We start from the raw sequence: 21488 nt of genomic DNA on the forward strand, positions 1-21488 counted from the left end.
GATTCCTTGTGACCTTTGAAAAACAATTATAAACACATGAAAGAAAAAGAGATACGTTTTTCAGATATCATAAAAGCCCTTCAACTAAACCGAAAATTGATATTGATCAGCGTTTTAGTAGGGCTCTTTCTGGGTTTTATACAGTTTTTAGGTTCCCCTAACGAATATATATCCACAACAACACTTCTGCCGGTGATAGAACAGTCAGGCAAACTGCCCGGAGGATTGGGAAGTTTGGCGGGTTTGGCAGGAATACAATTAAATGAAAACAGCGGAAGTACTATTCCTCCGAATCTCTACCCGGATGTTGTTAACAGTACTCCATTTGGGCTTTACCTGATCAAACAAGAGTTCTATTTTAAAGAGCTGGACCAACATATCCTGTTGGAGGATTATTTTGTCAATTATCAAGAACGGACACTTTTTGAAAAAATCAAGCGATTGCCCTCGGGTATAATTGGTCTGTTCAAAAACGGGGGTAAGCCAAAGACTTCAGCCGTTGACACTGCTGAAGTCAGGCGGGATTCCAGAAAGTTGGCCCCTAAAGAAAACTCCGCACTTTCACAGATCAGGAGTAGGGTGAGTGCAGAGGTAGATATGGCGATGGGACTCGTTACAGTCCAGGTTAAAATGCAAAATCCTGAAGTAGCTGCCAGATTGACCGAACTTACCTACAGTTACCTCTCCGAATACATTATGGATTACAAGGCAAGTGCGGATAAGCGTAACTTATTATTTATACAAGAAAGACTGGATGATGCAAAACTATCGTATGAGGAGGCGCAACTTAATCTGGCCAATTTCAGAGATAGGAACTTTAACCTTTCTAGTTCAAGTTCACAAGTGCGGGGAGAGCAACTTCAGAACGAGGTGTCTATCCAGTTTAATGTTTACAATGGTTTGGCCCAAGAAGTAGAGCAGGCCAAAATAAGGGTTCAACGTGCGTCACCTGTATTTAATGTATTGGAACCCCCTTATGTTCCGTTGAAAGAATCCAGTCCTAAATTGGTTCTAAACTTAGTGGTATTCGGTTTTTTAGCCGCAGCTTTGTCAATCTGTTATGTTTTGATTGCTAAGCCAGTGGAATTGGACCAATGATGACAAAACCCATTTTGTTTGTCATAAACTCACTGCGTTTGGGTGGGGCTGAGAAAATATGTGTCGAACTGGCCAATGCATTTGTGCAACAGGGTATTCCGGTAGATCTGGTTGTATTGGAATTACGGGAAGCTGTTTTGCGGGAAAATCTGGACCCAAAAGTCAGATTGACCAATCTGGAGATAGGCCATGCTCGGCAAGCCTTTTTTTCCTTAAAGAAGCTGATCCAGGCAGGAGACTACACCCAGACGCTGGTTTTTACTTTTCAGTTAAGTGTAGTCCTGGTATTAATCCGAAAATTAAGTGGACTCAGATTTCGGATTATAGCCAGAGCAATTAATAATCTCACCGAGAAATTCAAGCACGAAAGATCCCTTTGGCATAAATATGCAAGCTACTTTTTAATCAGGCAGTTTTATTTTGATGTTGACCATATTATTGCTCAATCCTCTGGCATGCACAGGGAATTGGAAAAACTGAGGGGGGGCAGGAAAACGGGTATTTCAACGATTTTTAATTTTCATCAAATCCGGCCCCTGAATAACTTAATCGGAACTGCAAGCCTGGATGGGCTTCAGAGTCAAAATAAGTTGCTTTTTGTAGGAAAATTGAAATTGCAGAAGAATGTAAGTTTTTTGTTGAAAGTCGCAGGTGAACTGGCCAGGACCAGACAGGATTTTCACTTTACCATTGTAGGAGATGGGCCTGAAAAGGAATCCTTACTGCAATTAAGGGGAGAACTTGGGCTTGCGGACAACGTAACCCTGGTTGGAGCCCAAAAAGAGGTGGCACCTTTTTATGCCAAAACTTCCGTACTGGTTTTGGGTTCTTGGTATGAAGGTTTTCCAAATGTGCTGCTGGAAGCACTGGAATTTGGCATCCCTATAGTTAGTGTGAACTGTCCCAGCGGGCCTGAGGATATTATTATCAATGAGGTAAACGGGAAATTGGTCAATGGCTACGATGTCGGTGAATTTGCCAAGGCAGTAACTGAGACCTTGCACAGAAAATGGAATAAGGAGGTTATAAGGAGTACGTTGAAGAGATTTTCAAAGGATACTGCTGTACAAAGCTACCTTGATCTGCTGACTGAAAAAAAAGACTCGGGTGCTGCTAAGACTTAAAATAAAAACAGTTATCGACTGGCTCCTTATAGGGTATTTGGTGACGCTTATTTTTTTATATCCTTATGGTTTGCCATTGTTAGGCAAAAACAATCTACGTGTATCCGACCTTTTGGCCCTTCCGCTTATTTTTTTGTGCCTTGTGGTGTTGTCCAAAACAAAATGCATCAAAGATTATCCAGTATTGAATTCCTTTGTTCTTGCATTTATTGCCTTTGAGTTATGCTATCCGATTTTAGGCCTTTTCTCCGGTTATGAAGGGTTGGGTGCTATTTCCAATACGTTGAGAATGGCACTTATATGGTTGCCTTTTTTACTTTATATCCATGTGTCAGAATCTGAAAAGGCGGATAGCCTGGATGGATTGTTAAACAATCTATTGAAGATCAGCATACTGATCAACCTGGTGTATGGGCTTATGCAGATCGCAAGCAGATTGGGGGTGGTCTCACCATCATTTTTGATCACCAAACACATGATCCCATTTGCAGTAGATGAGCATTTTCGTGTAACAGATGGCATCAGGGCTTCCGGTTTTTTTGTGAATACGACAGGTTTGTCTGTCTTTGCAATTCTTACCATGACCTACTTTCTTGCTAGGTTCATTGGCAAGCAGAGGAGTTGGGATGCTTTGTTTATACTTGTGAGTTTTGTGACTGTGGTAATCACTACTTCCAGAGCCGCGGTCTTGACAGCCTGCCTCACCTTGTTTTTAGGCTGGATATTCTTCGGGAAACGGCATAAAATTTATACCGGGCTGGTGTTTTTAAGTTTTGCCGTACTTGCTTTGGTTTTGATTGACCACTTTATTGGGCTGGATGTTCTATTTGGACGGTTTTTTAGACTGCTGGAAGGTGGGGCTTCTGACAAGTCATTTTCAGCGAGGTCGGGACGGATTTGGCCAAAGGTATTCCAGAAACTGGAACCCTATGAGTATGGTACTCTTGTGAATGCTGTCAGCAAAGTGGGATTGGTAGATTCCGGATATTTAACCTATTATGCGCAAGGTAAATGGCCGTTTATAGTGGTGCTTGTACTTATGCTGGTCGGGAGTTTTATCAAGTCGGTTAATTTATTTATAAACAGGGATAACTGGGGTCTTTTCTTGGTGATGGGAACCGTAGTCTATTTAGGGTTTACGATGGTTGTTTTAAACCCTATACGTTCGCCATTTGCTATATTCTTTCTCTTGTTTGGTCTTTGGTTATCAGAAACATACGCAATCAGAAATGCGAAAAATTAAAATTCTGTTCCTTGTTTCCACCTTGGAGCGAAAAGGTCCTACCAACCAGCTTTATTACCTCATCAAATACATGGATCCCAGGCAATTTGAGGCAAAGGTTATAACCCTTTCCAAAGAGCCTGAAAATTCAATGTTGGAACATTTCACTTCACTTGGGGTGGCTGTTTCATCCCTTAATTCTGGAAGGCTTAAAGGGCTCTTATTAAATAAAAGCGCAATTGATAGAATTGTGAAGGCGTATTCTCCGGATATCCTGCAATCTATGGGGCTGCGATCGGATGGGTACCTTACCCGGTATCAACAAAGCATACCCTGCATTACGACTTCCAGAAACTTCCCTAGGATAGATTATCCCAAAAAATACGGGAAAACCAAGGGAGGGATGATGGCAAGACAGCATTTACAATACTTTAAAAAACTACAGGTTGTATCATGCTCTTACGCAATAGCTAAGCAGCTCAGCACGGTAGGGGTTGATTCAGTGGTAATCCAAAATGGAATAGACCTGGATGTTTTCAAGCCGGTACCCAATAAGATTCAAAAAAGAGCTGAATTGGACCTACCGGCTTCAGCCCGGATTTTCGTAGTGGTCGGGAGCCTTATTGAAAGAAAAAATGTAAGGATGATCGTGGATGCATTTACGGTTGACCCTACCGATGCACTGCTGTTGATCATCGGTGACGGTCCAGATCGCGAAGATTTGAAACATGCAGCAGAAGGTAAGAATATTAGATTTTTGGGGGAAATATCCAATGTGCTGGATTATTTACAATGTGCTGATATTATGATTTCAGCCTCTCTGGCTGAGGGATTGCCCAACTCTGTTCTTGAAGGGCTGGCTTGTGGACTATCTATGATTTTATCTGATATAGAACCGCATAGGGAAATCATACAAGGCTCAAAATTAGAAGGTTGCCTTTTTCAGACTAAAAAGCAATTAGTTGATTTAATTGATGAATCCATAAATTCATATGATCAACCTATTTCCTCAAGGGAAAGTCTTTCTTTAATAGAAAGATTCAGTGCAAAAAAAATGTCCCAAAACTACCAGGAACTTTACCTATCTAAGTTATGAGTACGCAATTTAGTGCTTGGGAAAGATTATTGGCCAGATCCCTTAGTGCATTTCCACAAGCTAAAAATAAAATAAAAAAAGTCTACCAACGGATAAACTACACCATTCATAAAAAAGGGTATAGGTATAGATCGGATTACCAAGTGAATGAACTAGCAGAAAACCAGGGGGAGACATTTTTTGGATACTACGATAAATCTCCCGAATCCAAGGATGGGAATTTTATTCTATATCACTACTCTGAGTATTCTACCAAGAAAATCCCCTCTTCCTCACACCCAATAGAAGTGAGGCTGTGGGATATTACGAAAGGAGCTTGCGTTTATAAAAGAAAGGTTAAGAGTTACAATTGGCAGCAAGGGGCCAGACTTCAGTGGCTTTCGGCAACTAAGTTTATATTTAATGACTTTTCCGCTGAAGCGGGGTATCATGCAATAGTGGTGGACTACTCTTTAGGAGATTTTTCTGAGACAACCATAGAATTGCCTGTGTACGATTGCTATAATGACGACTATGCGTTAAGTCTTGATTTTCCAAAACTCCATGAGCTGAGGCCCGATTACGGATATAGAAATCACGGTGGCCAATCGGGAGATGCCCATCTGATGAAAAAAGAAGGGATTTATAGAGTGGATTTTGGTACTAAAACTTATCAGACCATACTAAACCTTTCTGATTTAAGTAAAGATGAATTTAATAGTTCCTCTTTTGAGTTGAAATCAGTTTCTTTGGGGGCGCAAAAAATCAATCATATAATGATTTCCCCTGATGGGGCCAGGTTCGTATTCTTACATAGGCTGTATATCAATGGTAGAAGATTTGACCGGCTGTTTGTAGCGGATCAATATGGTGACAACGTAAAGTTGGTAGCGGATGATCAAATGGTGAGTCATTATAGCTGGATAGATAGTGAACAGTTGGTTGTCTACATGAGGGTTTTGGGAGAGGGGGACAGGTATTATATTGTTCATGTAGTCACTGGAGAGGTATTTCCTTTGGGGGAGACCGTTCAGAGGTATGGTGATGGGCACCCAAGTACACTAGGTGAAATGATGATCACGGATACCTATCCAAATAAAGGAAGAATGAAGGAATTACTTTTATATAATCTAAATCAGGACATGTTGGTAAGTTTAGGGGAGTTTTTCGAGAGTTTAGAGTTCTACGGGGAAACCCGTTGCGATCTTCACCCGAGATTTTCACGCGATGGCAAAAAAATATATTTCGATTCTGTACACAGCGGTAGCCGAAAACTACATTGGATAAATCTGTATGGATAAGTTTTCATGCCTAATGTCTTTTTATAAAAAAGACAGTCCATCACATTTAGACCAGGCATTTGAAAGCTTGAGAGGACAAACCTTAGCCGCTGAAGAGATTATTTTGATTCAGGATGGGCAGGTAGGAAAAGAATTGGAGCAAATTGTGGAAAAATGGACCAGACTACTACCTATTCGATTATACGTCAATAAAGAAAATATAGGCTTGGGGCTGAGCTTAAAAAGGGGATTGGAGTTATGCTCATTTGAAATTGTTGCCAGAATGGATTCGGATGATATCTGTCATCCAAACAGATTTGAACACCAATTTAAATTTCTTAGTGCGCAACCCAACATATCTGTTGTAGGAAGTTGGATTGCCGAATTTTCGGATTCCATTGAGGAGATTTCCAACTATAGGAAATTGCCTTCCGAACCGCATGAACTCTTTTATTTCGCAAAGAAACGTTGTCCCTTGAACCATCCTACGGTCATGTATCGGAAATCTGACATCAATAACGTGGGAAGTTACTTTAATTTCAGATTCCAGCAAGATTATCACCTGTGGGGCAGATTATTGAATTCTGGATATAAAATAGCCAATATTCCTGAATCTCTGGTTTATATGCGGGTCGATGAACGGCTCTTTAATAGAAGGGGAGGGTTACGTTATTTTCAGATAGAGACACAGGTCCAAAAAACATTTCTGGATATCGGATTTATAAACAAATTAGAATTCGTACGGAATTATATTATCAGGGGGAGCATCCGGCTAGTGCCAAATTCCCTGCGTAAAATTTTCTATGAAACCTTTCTACGTTAAGGGGATCAGTTGCTGTTGATGAGCTTTAGTATCCTGTCAAACAATGATTCGGACTGGTCTTTCTGATTGAGCAATTCCTCAAGATATACTTCCAAATAGGTATAGTGGGAATGGGTTGATTGCGTACTGGAATCCTTGGGGTCGTTGGGATCAAGACCATTGCGGAGTTCCCAACTATCAGGAATTCCATCTGAATCGGAATCTGTAGGAAGTTCAGCAGTGGGAAGAGTAGGCCATCCTCCCACATCGACCTGACTGTCGATTATCCCATTTTGGCCATAGGTAGCTGTCTGGTCTTTGACCTCCCGGACGATTCGTTCATCGATGGGATCACGCTGTAGACTGGCACCCACTCCTTCCAAAACCCTGGTAAAAGCTACTTCTGCGGATTCAGGTTTTGTGTCCTGAAGAGAATAAGGTTTAGTGATTTTGAGCTTCGACAGATCACTGCCCCGAATTGGCCCTTTCCAGTTTCCTCCGTACCAATTGTCCGATGTGCCAGGAGAATCACCATAAATAAAATTTCCCGATATATAAAACTTCCCCTGGGGCTCCATTATTCTAAGCATCCTGAACCGCTGTTCTTCCTGGGTTGCAGGTCCGTATTTGTAGTAATTATTCACCAGATTATGAAAGCCGCCTTCACCTCCATAGGAGGAGTAATTTACCCAGTTATAAAGCACATTGTTCCGAAATTCCACGATTTCCTCATTGGGCTTTTTATGGTACCTGGATCCATTGAACCGGGGAAGTCTTGCAAATAAATGAGCCATGAGATTATGATGGAAAGTTGCTTTTTTACCGCCCCATATGCCTCCATAGCCGTGTGCTCTTCCTGAGGAATGGTAAGAATGATGCAGGCCTTCTGAGATAATCGACCACTGTAAGGTAAAATTTTCATTATCGTAAAATGATGCCACTTCATCATTTCCCCAGCTAAACGAACAGTGATCGATGATGATATTCTTCCTTTTTACCCCCGTAATAGCGTCGACCTCTTTTTTTGCTGTATCTCCGACCCTTACTCTGATATACCGGATTATTAAATTGTCCGCATCCAGTTTCACGGGGTGATTTTGAATAGTTATACCGCCTCCGGGCGCAGAATGCCCAGCAATCGTGAGGTCCCCGTTTTTTATTGTCAAGGGGCTTTCCAGGGGTATATTCCCGGAGACAGTAAAGATTATCGTCCGTTTTCCAGAAGTATCGATAGCCTCTCTTAAGCTTCCCGGTCCACTGTCGTTTAAGTTTGTTACCAAGAGCACTGCCCCCCCGCGCCCTCCGGTAGTATGTTTGCCAAAACCTTCAGCAGTAGGAAATGCAATCGGTTGGTCTTGGAAAGCAAATACCCTGAGGGGCAAAAGCATTAAAAAGACAAGAATTTTCATTTTAAGAAGAAAGTTAAACATTGAACTTAATATAAGAATTAATAACGAATTTTATAAGAGAAGTTCCTGTAAATATAACAGTTAAGAGGGTCGACTTCAAACTATATAGTTATTCAAAAATTTTACACCTTTGTCATCAGTTTAGGTTGGCTCGGTTCAAAAATCTCACCATTATTTTCAACAACAGATAGGGAAAACAAGAAAAGATATAGCGAATGGGTACAGAAAATAGAAGTGTTGGTTGGAAATGAACAATAAATTAAGGGTTAAGATAGAAGTGCGGACAGTCTTGTTTTTCTTGCTGATTTTTATTTTCCAGCAATCAGGAAGCTTCGCGCAACAGTTAAACGCTGACCTGCCTATACTTGAGCAATACTTGCGCCGTCAACAACTTCATGGAAAATTCGATTCTGCTATTTCCTTTCAGCTTAGACCCATCAGATTTGATGGAAGGGATTCCTCGGCTGCTTCGATGGTCGTTTCGGCTTACCTGACTGGTAAGACAAACCTGCCCAATCCTAAGGTCAGGTTCAATCTGCTGCCAATTCTATCTTCTTCTGAGTATAATGGAAAAAGGCCTTATGGTTGGGGGAACAAAGGTTTAGTTCCAAATGTAGGGTTTCAGACCTACCTGAGTACAGGTTTTTATGCGAGATTCCATTTTCTGGAAGTTCAATTTCAGCCAGAGTATGCCTATTCACAAAACAAAGCCTTTAGAGGTTTTTCTGATGATTTTCCCAGCAATGTTATCAGAGCAAGGTTTTTCTATTGGAATAACGGGGATAATCCAGAACGTTTTGGGGATGGCCCTACTTCAAGGGTTTGGTGGGGGCAATCAAGTGTAAATCTACTTGCCGGTCCAATTGCACTTGGGATTTCCACGCAAAATATATGGTGGGGGCCAGGTCAATTTAATTCGCTGACTTTTAGTGATAATGCAGAAGGTTTTCCCCACCTTTCCTTACATACAAGGAGACCAGTCAAAACATTTATTGGGAATTTTGAAGGTCAGGTAATCATGGGGCAGCTTGAAAATAGCGGACTTTCTCCTTCCCAGAACAATGAGCTAAATGAAGCCTACTTTGCAAATTTTGATGGGGACTGGAGGTATTTAAATGGACTATCCATTACCTATAACCCTGCTTTTCTGCCCAATTTGTTTCTTGGGTTTAATCGAACCTTCCAGCAATACAACAAATATCGGGTGAAAACATTTGAAGGGTATTTCCCAATATTTGAAGGCTTCCAAAAAGAAAAGTTTTTCTCGAATGGAAACTCAGTAGAATATGACAATAATGGTCAGGATCAGCAGGTGACAATTTCATTTCGATACCTTGTCCCCAAAGCTAAATTTGAAATTTATACTGAATTTGGTAGAAGGGACCATGCCTACAATTGGCGTGATTACATACTTAGCCCGGAACATGCCAGGGCATATCTGATGGGGTTCCAGAAGTTATTTGCTACTGGTAAAGCTGGTACTTTTATCCAACTGAGAGGTGAGATTACCCACCAGCAAGAGTCCAATAACAGGTACATTAGATATTTAGGATTAACAGGAAACCAAACGTGGCACACCCATGGTAAGGCTAGGGGATTTGTGAATTATGGAGAGACTTTAGGGGTGGGGAGTGGGGTAGGTTCAAATGTTCAAACGCTGGAAATAGCCAAAGTGTCAGGAATGAACAAAAGAGGGATTTTATTGGAAAGACTGGAAAACAATCAAGATTTCTTTTATCGTGCCTTTGGGCAAACCGAGGGTAGGAGACCCTGGATAGACCTAAGCCTAGGGCTACTTTGGGATCAGCAATGGAATAACCTTATCCTTAGTGGTAAAGCCCAGCTTATCAAAAGCTATAACTACCAATGGCAACAAAGCGACGAAAGTACGTCTGAATTTCCCAAGGGGTATAACCCTTTCGCGTTTTACGGAAATCTTAATTTAATATACAGAATTGGCGGGGCTAACTAATTAAGGGTTTTAATTCACTCAAATTCTGTTAGTTTTGCGCTCTATTTCAAATGAGTACCAAAGTTACTCATTTGAAATAGAGCGCACTGGGTGTCGGGCTTATTTTAAGGATGGGGCAAGAGTGTAATACTTTTCCCATGGATACTGCTAAGTTCTGGGACTGAAAGAGCGAAGCTATATAGTTTAGAGATTGGAAGTCAGGTTTTTAAATGATTTTTAAAGAAAGTTAGTCAACTATGAATATGGAATTAAAAGATGCGAAAATTGCCATTATTGGCTTAGGTTATGTGGGCCTTCCATTGGCTGTAGAGTTTGCCAAGAAATATCCTACGGTGGGATTTGACATAAATTCACAGCGGATCGGTGAAATCAATGCCGGCAAAGACAACACTCTTGAAGTGGAAGATGAATTGCTTCAGTCCGTGTTGGTCAAAGATTTTGCCAAAGCAGGAGCAAAGGGATTACTCCCAACCCATCAATCCGCTGATCTTGCTGACTGTACAGTTTACATAGTGACTGTACCCACTCCGACAGATAAACACAACCGTCCGGTTCTCACCCCCATGCTGAAAGCATCAGAAAATATCGGGCAATACCTCAAGCAGGGAGATGTAGTGATTTATGAATCCACTGTTTATCCAGGAGTCACTGAGGACGAATGTGTGCCGGTATTGGAAAAAGTTTCTGGACTGAAATTCAATGAGGACTTTTTTGCAGGCTACTCACCTGAGCGGATTAATCCTGGAGACAAGGAGCATACCGTTGCCAAGATTCTGAAAGTCACCTCAGGATCCACTCCTGAGATTGCGGAGTTCGTTGACCAATTATATCGTTCAGTTATAAGCGCGGGAACACACAAGGCTTCTTCAATCAAAGTAGCCGAGGCAGCTAAAGTAATTGAAAATTCCCAGCGGGATATCAACATTGCCTTTGTCAATGAACTGTCAAAGATTTTCAACCTATTGGGAATAGATACCACTGAAGTGTTGGAAGCAGCAGGCACCAAATGGAATTTCCTTAAATTCAAGCCAGGACTGGTAGGAGGGCATTGCATAGGTGTTGATCCTTTTTATCTGGCGCAAAAGGCCCAGGAATTAGGCTATCACCCTGAGATCATTTTGGCAGGGCGCAGGTTGAATGACAGCATGGGCAAGCATGTGGCCACTGAAGTGATCAAGCTTATGATGCGCAAAAACTTAAAAGTGATAGATTCGCAGGTTTTGATTTTGGGATTTACTTTTAAAGAAGATTGCCCTGATGTCAGAAATACACGAGTCATTGATATTTACAAAGAATTATGTTCCTTTGATATACAGGTAGATGTTTATGACCCATGGGCAAATCGGGAGGAAGTGAAGCATGAATACGGTATTGATATTCTCTCAGGAGGTCTTGTACCCGATTTATCCGGTTATTCTGCGGTGATTCTAGCTGTAGCCCATAAGGATTTTAAGTCTCTTCCTATAGCGAAATCAGACAATCAGGTTGTATTTGATGTTAAAGGAGTTTTGGAAAAAAGTTTAGTCGATTCGAGATTGTGATTTTAAGATTTTGCAATAATTTGCAACAAACAATTCCTATGAAAAAAAAAATAAATAGATTTTTAGCGATTTTAATTTCAAGTATTACTTTATTTTCCTGCATTTCAAATGAGAAATTAATTTATATGCAGGATGCTGGTAAGGACTCTAATCCAGTAATAAGTTCAAGCGAAAGAATAGGATATCACTTTGATGATTACCTGCTTCAGCAGTTTGATATTGTAGATATCAACATCAAGACTACCAGTGAAGACTTAAATCAGATTTTTAATGCCACCTCCATGGTCAACCAAAATAACGGGATGATGGCAGGTGGTTCACAGGCCGGAGGGGATGTTTTTTTTATGAATGGCTATACAATTGATGAGGAGGGATTGATTGAATTACCTTTGATAGGAGAAATAAATTTGGTAGGATTGACCACAAAGGAAGCTCAAGCGAAGATAGAGGAAGAAGTCAAAAAATACGTCAATGAAGATGAGTTTTTTACCAGGGTAAGATTAGGAGGTATACGGTTCAGTGCACTGGGTGAATTTAATGCTCCTGGAAAATTAACAATTTTACAGAATAGGGTAACGATTTTTGAGGCAATTGCTGCTGCCAATGATTTGAATATTCTGGCTAAAAGAGATGAATTGGTGATTGTCAGACAATATCCTGATGGATCTCAGATCCACAGGGTAAATCTCAATGATAAAAACCTTCTGGCCTCAGATTTTTATTTTATAAGACCGAATGATGTTCTTTATGCAGAGCCACTAAAAGTGCGTGAAGTTGGTGGTGCAACAAATTTCCTTCAGACCATTACTTTGCTGACATCAACAGTCACAGCTATTGCTTTGATTCTAACCCTTGTTAATAATAACTGATAATGGATTTCGAAAAAGAAAATGATCAATTATTTGAGCAAGAGGACAGCTCATTTGATTTGAAAACTTTCCTAAATAAAGCACTAAGAATCTGGCCTTGGATTTTGCTTTCAGTCGTACTTTTTTTAGTGGCTGCTTTTTTTTGGACTAAGACCACGTTGCCGCTCTATGAGGTAAAAAGTAAATTTTTTATAAAGGAGAAAGAAAATACGCTGGCTCTTTTTGAAAAGCCTGCAATCATGGACGTTGGGTCTATCGGTCTTCAAAATGAAGTTATCATTTTGAAATCTAAACCCATAGCTGAAAGAGCACTTAAACAGCTGGATTTTAATATTGAGTATTACAGGGAAAGTACATTTGTAAATGAAAAACTTTACAAAAATGCCCCTGTTTTAATTCAAGTTGATTGGAATTCAGCCCAAATTATTGATGGCTTGATATCTATGTCATGGGAGAGTAGTGAAACATTTACGCTAAGTTTCAATGATAAAAAATATACAAAGTATTTACCTGACGGAACTTATACTTCTTTGTACAATATACCTGAAGCTCAAACTTTCAGCTTTGGAGATTGGGTGGAAACGGATCATTTTAGAATTAAGGTAGCAAAAATAGATACAGATAGCACAGGCTCAATATTATTTAAGCTACGGGATATTAAATCTTTGGCAAGTCATTACTCCACCCAATTACAGGTTGAAGCTGTTGAAAGGGGGGCCACTATAATGGATTTAAGTATTCACACTCCAAATGTGTTACAGGGAGAGGAATATCTGAATACATTGATGGAAACGTATCTTGCCCTCGAACTGCAAGAAAAGAATGAGGTATATGCGAATACCATAGCTTTTATTGACAGCCAGGTTGCTGGGGTAGCAGATGACTTGAGTGCTTTCGAGCGGGAACTTGAGGCCTTTAGGTCTGAAAACAAAATTTATGATCTTAGTACAGAAGGAGAGGCTGTTTATGAGAAATTATCAGAGCTGGAATCCCTTTTAAAAGATGAGCAATTCAAAAGAACATACTATCAAAGTTTAAAAGATTATTTGCTGCGAGAAAATTACAGAGACCTGGTAGTGCCCTCGGGAATAGGGATTGACGATCCTATATTGAATGCGTTGATAGAAAACCTTCTTGCTATGCAAGTGGATAAATCTAGGCTTTTAGCCACTCAGACAGACATGTCCCCTGCAGTCAGAGAGGTCAATAGAAAAATAGAAGATGCCAATAGGTCTATCAGGGAAATCTTAAACAATGTAGACGAAAATTCGCAATTAGTGATTAAAGATTTGGAATCCCGGATTGTTGATATTGAGAAGTCATTTCGTTCATTACCGCAAACCGAACAGAATCTTATTCGAATCCAAAGGCAGTTTACGTTGAATGAGAATCTCTACACATTTCTGATGGAGAAGCGCTCAGAGGCAGCTATTACCAAAGCATCCAACACAGCCAATAATAAGATAATTGAACCTGCAGGTGGAGGTAGAAGGGTTGTGCCACAACCGCTTAGAACCTATTTAATTGCTTTGTTTCTTGGTTTCTCATTTCCGCTACTGTTTGTTTTTCTTAGGGAGTATTTTAGAACTAAAATAGAAGATGTAAAATATCTGGAGAAAAAGCTAAGGGTTCCGGTGCTGGCCACTATTTTATTTAATAAGCTAGAAAACAACCTTGTAGTGTTAAATCATGGTAAGTCGGGTATTGCGGAAGGATTCAGATCGCTTCGGGCCAATTTAAAATTTGTGCTTCCAAATGAGAATAAGATAGCTATTATGGTGACATCTACTATCTCGGGAGAAGGAAAGACGTTTTGCGCGATGAACCTGGCCTCTGTTTATAGCTTGACAGGTAAAAAAACTATTCTGGTCGGCTGTGATATGAGAAAGCCAAAGATTTATGATGATTTTAAAATTGATAATAAAAAGGGACTTTCCACTTACCTAAGTGGTCAGGAGAAAAACTGGAAGAACGTAATCAACGAGTCTGGTTACAGCAATCTAGATATTCTTCTTTCGGGCCCTACTCCTCCTAATCCTGCAGAATTATTGTTTACAGATAGATTTAAAAACCTGATAAATGATTTAAAGGAATCATACGATGTAATTATTCTGGATACGCCTCCTATAGGTTTAGTTAGCGAGACGCTCGAACTGTTTAGCCACGTTGATCTTACGCTATTTGTTTTTAGACAGAATTTTAGTCAAAGATCTTTTGTAGATGCGCTTAATGGCATAAAAAGGAGCGCAGAAATTCGAAATATTTATGGTGTGTTCAATGGGGTAGATTCCAGAGAGGTGACCTATGGCTATGGGTATACCTATGGCTATGGTTATGGGTACTATGATGATGATAAAAAATAAAGAAACAGCCCATTAATTTCGTAATACAACAAATCAGGCCTATTTCAGGCCTGATTTGTTATTGTAACATATACCCATGAGTTTGTTGACTGATATAAAGAAGAGATACTTTAAGTACTTTTCTTTGTTTTATAAGTACTTAAAGCATAGGATTTTTGTTTTATTATCCTTAAGCTTTTTTGTAGGGATTTTTGATGGTTTTGGAATAGCCCTATTCATACCATTGATCCAGTCATCTATTGGTGGAGAAGGTGAATTGACGGAATCTTTAGGGAATTTTAAGTTTATCTTTGAGTTCTTTGAAGGAATGGGATTGGATATCACGGTTACATTTTTACTGGGATTAATGATATTCCTGTTCCTACTCAAAGGATTTTTTAAATTTTTGGACACGTATTATAAAACGCTTCTTCAGTCCTACTTTGTCAAAAATTTAAGGTATAAAATGGTAAATTCTTTGGAAGAAATGAAATTTACCCATTTTACTACCATGGATGCGGGTGAAATCCAGAATACCTTATCAGGTGAGGTGTATAAGGTTACCGCTTCTTTCATAGCATATTTTAATACGGTTCAATCTTTCGTATTGTTGCTTGTTTATTTTGCTTTGGCATTCTTTTCAAATTGGCAATTTGCACTGCTGGTTTCTATAGGTGGAGGACTTTCCAATTTTCTTTTTAAGCGATTGTATTATTCCACCGAGAAAGCCAGTAAGGGGATTTCCACTTCAAGTCACACTTTTCAGTCTTATATTATTCAAGCCGTACAGCATTTTAAATACCTAAAAGCAACTTCACATTTTGATATTTATAAGAAAAAGGTACTTGCGACTATTGATCAGATAGAGGGAAACCAGCGTAAAATAGGTTTTTACAATGCGATACTCTCTGGAACACGGGAGCCTATAATTTTAATTGTAATAATTCTGGTAGTAATTATTCAGATAAGCTTTATCGGAGGTGATTTTTCGACAATTGCTATGAGCTTGATGTTTTTCTACCGCTCGATGGTGCATGTGATTGCTATCCAATCCAGCTGGCAAGGCTTCATTTCAAATATAGGAGGCATTTACTCTGCTGAGAGCCTGATTGAGACGATGGAATCCGGCAAGGAAGATGCTGTTGAAAGTGATTTTCAACTGAAGTCTTTCAATTACAAAATTGAAGATGTTGAGTTTAGCTATGGGGATACGGCTCCAATTTTGAAAAATATAAACACAGAATTTGGTGAAAAGGAAACAATTGCTTTTGTTGGGCCGAGTGGTGGAGGTAAATCAACCTTCATCAATATGATTGTTGGGTTGATTAAACCTACTAAAGGTAAAATATTAGTAGGAGGGATTGAACTTAATAGCTTGAATATTAACAAATTCAGAAAAAGAGTAGGTTATATTACGCAAGAACCGGTCATTTTCAATGACTCGGTATTTAATAATGTCACATTCTGGAGTAATCCTGATCCGGAAAATGTTAGGCGTTTTTATCATGCGCTTGAACTTGCCAAAATGGACGGTTTCGTTAAAGGAATGTCAAATGGACATAATACAATACTAGGTGATAATGGGATGATTCTAAGTGGAGGGCAAAAGCAACGTATTTCCATAGCAAGGGAAATTTACAAGAATGTGGACATTTTGGTTTTTGATGAAGCAACCTCAGCATTGGATAGCCAGACGGAGCGTGATATTCAAAACAACATTGATTCACTGAAAGGTAAGTTTTCTATTTTTATAGTAGCCCACAGATTGAGCACAATACGTAAAGCTGACAGAATTATCTTGCTCGAAAGCGGTGAAATCGTAGAGCAAGGTGATTTTGAGTATTTGCTTGGAAACAGTCCTAAGTTCAACCACATGGTTAGCTACCAAAAGTTCTAGATAAGATGAGGGTAGGAGAAAATCCAACTAAAAACATTAGCTCAGAGATATCCTCTGCAGTTTACCATAGAATTATTCTCCCTGTATTCATTCCAAATCTCGTTGATTCCTATTTCAAAAGTTCTTTGGATATTCTGAAGTTGAATCTGGAATCCTTATTATTTACTATACATGATAGGAGCAGGATCACCGTAGTAAATAATGGATGCTGTCAGGAAGTAAGAGAATACTTGGAAAGGATGTATAATGAATTTCCGCTTTTCGATCAGCTCTATCATTCCAAAACTAATCTGGGGAAGATAAATGCAGTCTATTCAGGTATAAAAAGTAATATAGAAGAACTGATAACCGTTACCGATGCGGATGTAATGTTCAAGTCAGGTTGGCAGAATGCCGTAGAAGAGATTTTTTATGAGTTCCCTGAGGCGGGGATGGTATCTCCAGTACCTCACAGCTTAGGCTTTATAAATTTTTCTAACGCCACTACCTATTATGGATTATTTAAAGGGAAGTTATACTTTGATGAAGTGAGAGATCCTGATGGCTTAAAAAAGTTCGAAAATAGTATCCAGCGTACTATCCTAAAACCTATCCATTATCAAAAGTATTTGGTGGTAGACAATGGACGGGCAAAAGGTGTCATGGGCTGTGGGCATTTTGTAGCAACTTATCGAAGGGATGTATTTTCGTTTGCCCCGAATTTTCCTGCCAGGGATTTTTTATCCACTCGATCTGATAACGATTATCTTGATATGCCAAATGATAAGGGAGGCTTTTTAAGGATGGCCACCTTGAATAATTATGGCTATCATCTTGGGAACGTCCATGAACCTTGGATGGATGTGGAATTGGAAAAGATAAAGGCAGCACCTGTGGAAGAGAAATATTATAATTTTCCAGTTCCCAAGCCCTTAACAAGAATACAGTATAAAATCGGGTGGTTTTTCAACCGTTTACTCCTTCATAAGTTTAGGAAGCAGTTTTTTAAATCGAAAGGAGTTATAGGCTATTAATATGCAAGTAAAGCGTTTGATGATCAGTAATATAGGTCTTCCTGCATCCACCATAGGGAGCTGGACCAACTATATAGATAAGTTCAACAGGGAGGAAATTTACTTTGATTATATTTTGTCACCAAGCCAGGTTTCTGACACTAGATACATCCGGTGTATTAAAAATAAATGGATTACGTATACCCCTTGGTTAAGAAAGTATCAACTGTTAAAGTGGGTTGCAAAAGATTTTATCAAAGCTATTCAAGGATTATGTGGAAATGAAATATTGTTGAAGGTGGTGGTATTTGACGACCTTGCATTGCTTGAAGCTATAGCTTTAGAAAAAGAAAAATTCAAAGGGAGAGTCGAGCTTGTGTTTTTCTTTCACGGGTTTGAACTTAAGCTTTCAGATAATATCCAAGAGCGAGTAGATAAATTGCTGTTTTTAAGTAAAACTAGTTATTTACATAGTCTCCAAAATAGTGTGAAATTTGTACCTGAAGTCGCAGTGGTTGGAAATGGAGTAGATTCAAATAAGTTTTTTCCGCTAGATGATAGAGAGAAACAACAAGTAAGAGAATCACTGTCAATCCCCCCCAATACGGTTGTGGTGAGCTGGATGGCTAATGACAGACCCGTCAAGGGGCTTCATATTTTCATAAAAGTAGTAGAGCACATTCTGAAGAACCATAGCAATGTTTATGCATTGATCATTGGAGCCAAACCAGATATCTCTTTAAATAATCCTCGGATTAAGCAAGTAGGCCGTATTCCTCATGATACTATAGCTTCATATTTACAGGCTTCTGATTTTTATTTTTTTACTTCCTTATGGAAAGAAGGATTTGGATTGTCTGTGGTTGAAGCTGCTAAATGTGGGAATTGGATAATTACCTCTGAGAATGGAAGTATACCCGAAGTACTACAAGGTGTTCCTAGTGTTTATTTTGTGAAGTACCCAAATATAGTTCATGAATGGTGTAATACTTTTGAGCTAGCATTTGCTGAATTCATAAAGACTAGCTATTCAATAAGTTTCACTAAAAGTTATGATTTGCATACTTATCAAGAATGGAAATCAAAATTTGTAGATGCAGTAGGCTAAAGCGATGACCAATACCCAATCAAAATTAAACGATGTCTTGTCTCCAAAGAAAATATTAATTATAGTTCCAGATGGAATAGGTGTTAGGAACTATTTATATTCAACTCATTTTGAAAAATTAGCTAAAAATGCAGAAGTAAGTATTTGGTCAGGTGTTCCTACTGAAGTATTGTTGAAGAATTTGAAGATATCTCAAAACAATACGGTCTCGATAGCAGACTTATCGCTCTTTAGCCAACCTATACTATCTAGATTTTTTTGGGAAACTGCTTCCTGGGCCAGATTAAAGTTTTTTTCCAGAGAGGTTAAAAATAAAAGTTTGTTGTTTAACAGGGCCAATGCGAAATGGAGCCGTGTATGGAGATTGTTTTTATTTTGTACGCGGTTTTTAGGTACACTGATCTCTTGGAATTACAGGTTGATATCACTTTGTGATAAATTGAGCAAGCGTTTCTGGGGTGAGAAAACTATACGTTTTTATCAAAAACTACTGCAACACGGAGAATTTGATTCCATATTAATCACTCATCAGCGTGTTGCCCAGCTGATGCCCATATGTATAGCTGCCAATAGATTGGGAGTGAAGGTTACAAGTGTGATATTTTCCTGGGATAATATCCCTAAAGCTAAATTGGCTATACAAGCAGATTATTTCCTGGTTTGGTCGGAACACATGAAAGAAGAGCTTCAACTTTATTACAGGGAGATAAAAGCAGAAAATATTTTCATCACCGGGACTCCCCAGTTTGAGTTTTATTTTCAGCAGGAGAGGATTCTTCCAAGAAATGAGTTTGCCCAGAGGTTTGGCTTGGACATTAATCGCACGTGGATCTGTTATAGCGGGGATGATACCACTACCTCACCTTATGACGAACGATATCTTGAAGATGTATTAGAGGCTATTGCCACAATTGAGGAGGATATTAGGCCGCATGTGATCTTCAGAAGGGCTCCGGTTGATTTCTCTGACAGATATGACCGAGTCCGGGAAAAATTCAAAAGCCTTGTAACATTTATTGATCCTATCTTGCTATCTGATAGCACTATATGGAATGGTTTTCTTACTTCTCCGGAAGATGTAAATTTATTAGTAAATATGGTTAGGCATTGTGAACTCGTAATCAATATAGGATCCACCATGGCCCATGATTTTGCCGTTTACGATAAGCCTTGCATATATATAAATTACAATGTAGCAAATAGAATAAATTGGAGCATCAATACTATTTATAAGTTCGAGCATTTTCGGTCAATGGATGGAATGAATCCGGTAATATTTCTGAATGATAATTCGAAATGGGCTGAAACAATAAAGTACGTTATGTCAAATCCAGACAAGGTTGCTATTGACCGGAAGAAATGGTTAAGAAAGATCGTATTACATCCTCTCGAAAAGTCTTCTGACCGGATAATAGACCAATTGCTTAAATAATTATGCACATCGTATTCCTAACTGGCGAGTACCCACTTCACAATAAAATTCATGGAGGTATAGGATCGTTTGTTCAGACGATTGCAAAAGGGTTAATTAATGAGAATATAGCAGTTACCGTAATTGGATTTCACCCAACTGTTAATTCCGTTGATGATGATGGGGGAGTCAAGGTGATTTCACTCAGCCCAAGTAAAGTTCCTGGGTTAAAATGGTATTATAACTATCGGAAGCTGAACAATGAGTTGCGTAAATTGCATAGCAAATCACCTATATCGATAATTGAGTCACCTGAATTGCAATTAGCTTTTCTTGATAAAATTCCCGGGGTTAAATATGTTATCCGTCTTCACGGAGGACATCACTTTTTCTCAGTTGGTGAAAACAGGAAAGTTAATTTCTGGAAAGGCTTTCAGGAGAAACGCTCGTTTAGAAAAGCAGATGGTTTCATCGCTGTATCGAACCATGTCAAGGAAGAAACCCAGAGATTTTTAAGTTACGGCAGCAAACCAATTGAGATAATTAATTATCCTGTTTCTATTGAACGGTTTTACCCATCTGATCCTTCCAAGGTCAATAAGAACTCGCTGGTTTTTGCAGGTACTATATGCGAGAAAAAAGGAGTGAGACAGTTGCTGCAAGCATTGAAGTTACTGCATGTAGATTTCCCTGATTTACATTTGAACCTGTATGGCAGGGACTGGAAATTCCCAGATGGTAGATCATATACAGAATTGATGCAGGTGTCTTTTAACCAAATTAAAGATCATTACACTTTTCATGGTCCAGTAGAACAGGTCAAATTACCTTCAATATACGAACAAGCTGAAATCTGTATTTTTCCATCCCACTCGGAAACGCAAGGATTGGTAGCTCCTGAATCTATGGCAATGGAAAAACCTGTCATTTTTACCCAACTTGGGCCAGGTCCAGAGACAATAAATCATGGGATAGATGGCTGGCTTTGTAATCCTTTGGATCCTATTGATATTGCTGATAAGATTAAATTGGCTCTCAGCCAAAGGGACAGTTTTCCAGAGATTGGCCGTAGAGCTAGAGCCAGGGTGATCGAGAAGTTTTCACCTAAAAAAATCCTTAAATCTAATATAGTCTATTATACTTCCATCTGCCATCTGAAATGACCTTATTGATCGTTACACAGCTATCTCATGTTTTTAAAGACGGGAAGTATTATGCATATGGTCCATATACGAAAGAAATAAACATTTGGACCAAGTTTTTTAGCAAAATATACATTGTGGCACCATGTACCTTCAGTGATAAAATCAGTGGGATTGATTTACCCTATCTTTCAACAAATATTG

At 39.2% G+C, this 21488-nt stretch carries 16 protein-coding genes; 15 read left to right on the forward strand and 1 reads right to left on the reverse strand.

Going from position 1 to position 21488, the window contains the following annotated elements:
- The first annotated feature begins 36 nt into the window (after positions 1-36).
- The 6 genes from AS141_RS02220 to AS141_RS02245 are packed head-to-tail and all read left to right on the forward strand — an operon-like array spanning position 37 to position 6622.
- Positions 37-1098, forward strand: coding sequence for a GumC domain-containing protein (locus AS141_RS02220; RefSeq protein ID WP_057935981.1), 1062 nt, complete (start codon positions 37-39; stop codon positions 1096-1098).
- Positions 1095-2222 carry a glycosyltransferase gene (locus AS141_RS02225; protein ID WP_057935982.1) on the forward strand — a complete coding sequence of 376 codons (1128 nt, stop codon included), beginning with the start codon at positions 1095-1097 and terminating at the stop codon, positions 2220-2222. Before AS141_RS02220 ends, AS141_RS02225 begins: the two co-directional genes overlap by 4 nt.
- Complete coding sequence (locus tag AS141_RS02230; RefSeq protein WP_057935983.1) at positions 2206-3465, forward strand: hypothetical protein; 1260 nt, start codon at positions 2206-2208, stop codon at positions 3463-3465. The genes AS141_RS02225 and AS141_RS02230 overlap by 17 nt, the downstream gene beginning before the upstream one ends.
- Positions 3452-4540: a glycosyltransferase family 4 protein gene (locus AS141_RS02235; RefSeq protein ID WP_082632134.1), complete on the forward strand. Its 1089-nt coding sequence runs from the start codon at positions 3452-3454 to the stop codon at positions 4538-4540. The genes AS141_RS02230 and AS141_RS02235 overlap by 14 nt, the downstream gene beginning before the upstream one ends.
- Entirely contained in the window at positions 4537-5820 is a 1284-nt protein-coding gene (locus AS141_RS02240; RefSeq protein ID WP_057935984.1) for a TolB-like translocation protein, read from the forward strand. The genes AS141_RS02235 and AS141_RS02240 overlap by 4 nt, the downstream gene beginning before the upstream one ends.
- A 13-nt stretch (positions 5821-5833) precedes the next feature.
- Complete coding sequence (locus AS141_RS02245) at positions 5834-6622, forward strand: glycosyltransferase (RefSeq protein WP_057935985.1); 789 nt, start codon at positions 5834-5836, stop codon at positions 6620-6622.
- A 5-nt stretch (positions 6623-6627) separates the two neighbouring features.
- On the opposite strand, the gene AS141_RS02250 is transcribed toward AS141_RS02245, so the two are convergent.
- Positions 6628-8010: a pectate lyase gene (locus AS141_RS02250; protein WP_232424795.1), complete on the reverse strand. Its 1383-nt coding sequence runs from the start codon at positions 8008-8010 to the stop codon at positions 6628-6630.
- A 247-nt stretch (positions 8011-8257) separates the two neighbouring features.
- On the opposite strand from AS141_RS02250, the gene AS141_RS02255 reads away from it, so the two are divergent.
- The 9 genes from AS141_RS02255 (at position 8258) to AS141_RS02295 (ending at position 21305) form a co-directional block, all read left to right on the forward strand.
- Positions 8258-9982: a capsule assembly Wzi family protein gene (locus tag AS141_RS02255; protein ID WP_057935986.1), complete on the forward strand. Its 1725-nt coding sequence runs from the start codon at positions 8258-8260 to the stop codon at positions 9980-9982.
- Positions 9983-10218: 236 nt separating this feature from the next.
- Positions 10219-11523 carry a nucleotide sugar dehydrogenase gene (locus tag AS141_RS02260; protein WP_057935987.1) on the forward strand — a complete coding sequence of 435 codons (1305 nt, stop codon included), beginning with the start codon at positions 10219-10221 and terminating at the stop codon, positions 11521-11523.
- Positions 11520-12392 (forward strand): polysaccharide biosynthesis/export family protein, encoded by an 873-nt coding sequence (locus tag AS141_RS02265; RefSeq protein ID WP_317043010.1) that lies wholly within the window; start codon positions 11520-11522, stop codon positions 12390-12392. The genes AS141_RS02260 and AS141_RS02265 overlap by 4 nt, the downstream gene beginning before the upstream one ends.
- Before the next feature lie 2 nt (positions 12393-12394).
- Complete coding sequence (locus AS141_RS02270) at positions 12395-14755, forward strand: GumC family protein (RefSeq protein ID WP_057935988.1); 2361 nt, start codon at positions 12395-12397, stop codon at positions 14753-14755.
- A gap of 76 nt (positions 14756-14831) precedes the next feature.
- Positions 14832-16631 (forward strand): ABC transporter ATP-binding protein, encoded by a 1800-nt coding sequence (locus AS141_RS02275; RefSeq protein ID WP_057935989.1) that lies wholly within the window; start codon positions 14832-14834, stop codon positions 16629-16631.
- A 5-nt stretch (positions 16632-16636) separates the two neighbouring features.
- Positions 16637-17644 carry a glycosyltransferase family A protein gene (locus tag AS141_RS02280; RefSeq protein WP_057935990.1) on the forward strand — a complete coding sequence of 336 codons (1008 nt, stop codon included), beginning with the start codon at positions 16637-16639 and terminating at the stop codon, positions 17642-17644.
- A 19-nt stretch (positions 17645-17663) separates the two neighbouring features.
- Entirely contained in the window at positions 17664-18731 is a 1068-nt protein-coding gene (locus tag AS141_RS02285; protein ID WP_157243363.1) for a glycosyltransferase family 4 protein, read from the forward strand.
- A 4-nt stretch (positions 18732-18735) separates the two neighbouring features.
- On the forward strand, positions 18736-20163 hold the full coding sequence (locus AS141_RS02290; RefSeq protein WP_057935992.1) for a hypothetical protein: 1428 nt from the start codon (positions 18736-18738) through the stop codon (positions 20161-20163).
- A gap of 2 nt (positions 20164-20165) precedes the next feature.
- A complete protein-coding gene (locus tag AS141_RS02295; protein WP_057935993.1) occupies positions 20166-21305 on the forward strand; it encodes a glycosyltransferase family 4 protein in 1140 nt (379 codons plus the stop codon).
- Positions 21306-21488 lie beyond the last annotated feature (183 nt).

The sequence above is a fragment of the Algoriphagus resistens genome (assembly GCF_001442615.1).
Classification (GTDB): Bacteria; Bacteroidota; Bacteroidia; order Cytophagales; family Cyclobacteriaceae; genus Algoriphagus; species Algoriphagus resistens.

Bases quoted from the DNA above. Each gene is read 5' to 3' on its own strand.
- AS141_RS02220 (WP_057935981.1), top strand. From the start codon at position 37: ATGAAAGAAAAAGAGATACGTTTTTCAGATATCATAAAAGCCCTTCAA.
- AS141_RS02225 (WP_057935982.1), top strand. From the start codon at position 1,095: ATGATGACAAAACCCATTTTGTTTGTCATAAACTCACTGCGTTTGGGT.
- AS141_RS02235 (WP_082632134.1), top strand. From the start codon at position 3,452: ATGCGAAAAATTAAAATTCTGTTCCTTGTTTCCACCTTGGAGCGAAAA.
- AS141_RS02240 (WP_057935984.1), top strand. From the start codon at position 4,537: ATGAGTACGCAATTTAGTGCTTGGGAAAGATTATTGGCCAGATCCCTT.
- AS141_RS02245 (WP_057935985.1), top strand. From the start codon at position 5,834: ATGTCTTTTTATAAAAAAGACAGTCCATCACATTTAGACCAGGCATTT.
- AS141_RS02250 (WP_232424795.1), bottom strand. From the start codon at position 8,010: ATGAAAATTCTTGTCTTTTTAATGCTTTTGCCCCTCAGGGTATTTGCT.
- AS141_RS02255 (WP_057935986.1), top strand. From the start codon at position 8,258: ATGAACAATAAATTAAGGGTTAAGATAGAAGTGCGGACAGTCTTGTTT.
- AS141_RS02260 (WP_057935987.1), top strand. From the start codon at position 10,219: ATGAATATGGAATTAAAAGATGCGAAAATTGCCATTATTGGCTTAGGT.
- AS141_RS02270 (WP_057935988.1), top strand. From the start codon at position 12,395: ATGGATTTCGAAAAAGAAAATGATCAATTATTTGAGCAAGAGGACAGC.
- AS141_RS02275 (WP_057935989.1), top strand. From the start codon at position 14,832: ATGAGTTTGTTGACTGATATAAAGAAGAGATACTTTAAGTACTTTTCT.
- AS141_RS02280 (WP_057935990.1), top strand. From the start codon at position 16,637: ATGAGGGTAGGAGAAAATCCAACTAAAAACATTAGCTCAGAGATATCC.
- AS141_RS02285 (WP_157243363.1), top strand. From the start codon at position 17,664: ATGATCAGTAATATAGGTCTTCCTGCATCCACCATAGGGAGCTGGACC.
- AS141_RS02290 (WP_057935992.1), top strand. From the start codon at position 18,736: ATGACCAATACCCAATCAAAATTAAACGATGTCTTGTCTCCAAAGAAA.
- AS141_RS02295 (WP_057935993.1), top strand. From the start codon at position 20,166: ATGCACATCGTATTCCTAACTGGCGAGTACCCACTTCACAATAAAATT.